Genomic DNA, 2,603 nt, shown 5'->3' on the forward strand with positions numbered 1-2,603 from the left:
TGCATGTTTCGGATGAATCCGAACACTCATTTCGGTTCAATCCGATCACCCATTTCGGTTTAAACCGATCACCTGTTTCGGTTTTATCCGATCACTTTTAGTCTTTTTCCGAAATCACTGTTCGGATTGCCGAAATCGGTGATCGGAATGCCGAAATACCGTTCTTTTTCTAACTAAATCAACTGGTAAGCTCAACTCAACGCAACTGCATTGAGGAATGGCTGACCATGGCTAGAAAGAGAACCCAAATGAGTAAGATAAAAGACACCCTGAGACTTCGGTTTGATGCCGGGCTCAGTTTGAGAGACATCAGTAAATGCTTGTCTGTCGGCCCCGCGACCGTTAGCGAGATTTTATCGCGCTTTGCTGCCAGTGAACTCACCTGGCCGTTGCCTGACGAGTGCAGTGACACTGAGCTTGAAGCAGCTGTTTACAAAGGCCGGAATGTGTCCCGCGCCAAACGCCAGCCAGATTTTTATGAAATGCATCAAGAGCTCAAGCGTAAAGGGATGACAAAGCTACTGTTGTGGCGCGAGTACCGGGAAAAGGACTCAGCCACTGCCTATGGTTACACGCAGTTCTGTGAGCACTATCGCAGTTGGCGCAAGACCCAAAAGCGCAGCATGCGACAATTACACCTTGCCGGCGATAAACTATTTATCGATTACTGCGGCCCGACAGTGCCTATCCTCAATCCCGATACCGGTGAAGTTCGCTATAACGCACAAGTCTTCGTGGCAACCTTGGGTGCTTCAAATTACACCTATGTTGAAGCCGGGCGTTCACAACAACTGGAAGACTGGATCATGGCGCACGTACGCGCCTTTGAGTTCTTCGGTGGCGTACCACAGTTGCTGGTGCCGGATAATCTGCGCTCGGCGGTCACCAGGGCAAACCGCTACGCACCGGTGTTAAATGAAAACTATGCGCGCATGGCGCGTCATTACAACACCGCCATCATGCCAGCCCGACCTTATAAACCCAAAGACAAATCAAAAGCAGAAAACGCCGTTCTTATCGTCGAGCGATGGATCTTAATGCGTCTGCGACATAATCACTTTTATACGCTATCCAGCCTTAATCAGCGGATCCGGGAGCTGCTGGTTGAGCTTAATCACCGTCAGCAACGCGTTCACCCGGGCTCACGGCACGAACTTTATATCCGTCTTGATAAACCAGCGCTAATGCCGTTGCCTGCGTATGGCTATCAATACATCGACAGTAAACAAGCCCGGGTCGGACCGGACTACCATGTTCTGTACGCTAAGCACGCTTACTCTGTACCCCACAACCTGGTGGGACAGACCGTCACACTGGAAGCAACAGCGCAAATCATCTGCTTTTACTATCAGGGTAAGGTCGTGGCACAGCACCCCAGAAAACATCAGCCCGGCGCGTTTAGTACGATTAAAGAGCATATGCCGGATGCTCACGTAAAACAGCGCTGGGGTGTTGAGCGCCTGCTTGGCTGGGCTGAAACCATCGGCAGCGGCACTCGTGCGGTTATTGCAGCCCAACTGGCTCGTCGACAACATCCGGAGCAGGCAATAAAAAGCTGCCTAGCCATCCTTAATCTGGGCAGTAAATATGGACAGGAGCGGCTTGAAGCCGCCTGTCAGAAAGCGCTAGTGCTCGAGCAACCACACCGCAAGGTCATTCTGAACCTGCTGGCAAATAATAAAGAGCAAGACCTCACGCATACCGAAGCCGACGACTCGCCGGCGGTTAACCATCCCAATATCCGTGGACAACACTATTACCAATAAGGACGATCATTATGAGCTGATCATCACTCCATGAACAACTGCGTGCATTACGGCTGGGGCACTTCTGTCAGGCGTTACAACAGCAGCAAGAGCAACCGGATACCTATACCGACATGAGCTTCGAAGAGCGTCTCGGTCTGCTCGCCACCCACGAAATACTGTGCCGTGACAACACCAAAGTAAAACGTCTGACCCGCCAGGCAAAGCTGCGCTTCGATGCCCGGCCGAGCGGTATCGCTTACCGCAGTGGGCGTGGGCTTAAGAAAGAAAAAATAGCGACGCTACTAAGCGGGCAATATCTGCACTACAACCAGAACATTATCATCACCGGGGCAACAGGCTGTGGTAAAAACCACCTGGCTTGTGCGCTGGCAACGCAGGCCTGTGAACAACATCACAGTGCCCGTTATTACCGCCTCGGAGAGCTGCTGGATGAGTTACACGTTGGACATGCTGACGGCTCTTACCGACAGCAGTTGAATACCTTAGCGAAGCGTAAACTCCTTATCCTTGATGACTGGGGCATGGAGAAGTTAAGTGCTCGTCAGGCGAATGACCTGCTTGATGTGATGGAAATACGCTACCAACAATCCAGCACCATTATCGCCAGTCAAATCCCCACCAGCGAGTGGTACAAGCTGATACCCAGTCCCACCATTGCCGACGCCTTACTTGACCGCTTATTGCACAACAGTCACCGAATCGAACTGACAGGAGAATCCATGAGAAAGCTAGACCAATCCGATCACTTAGCGTAAAAAGAGGGTTATGAAAAAGAACGGCTAACAGGTGATCGGATAACTCCGGAATCGCTGTTCGGAATCACCGAAATACGCA

The 2,603-nt window shown here is 51.2% G+C and carries 2 protein-coding genes; both read left to right on the forward strand.

Annotated elements, in window-relative coordinates:
- Positions 1–227 precede the first annotated feature (227 nt).
- Positions 228–1,766, forward strand: coding sequence for an IS21 family transposase (gene istA, locus DFP83_RS13385; RefSeq protein WP_110576572.1), 1,539 nt, complete (start codon positions 228–230; stop codon positions 1,764–1,766).
- A 38-nt stretch (positions 1,767–1,804) separates the two neighbouring features.
- Complete coding sequence (gene istB, locus DFP83_RS13390) at positions 1,805–2,524, forward strand: IS21-like element helper ATPase IstB (protein WP_110576574.1); 720 nt, start codon at positions 1,805–1,807, stop codon at positions 2,522–2,524.
- Positions 2,525–2,603 lie beyond the last annotated feature (79 nt).

Origin of the sequence: Idiomarina fontislapidosi (assembly GCF_003226255.1) — a bacterium.
Lineage (GTDB): Bacteria > Pseudomonadota > Gammaproteobacteria > Enterobacterales > Alteromonadaceae > Idiomarina > Idiomarina fontislapidosi.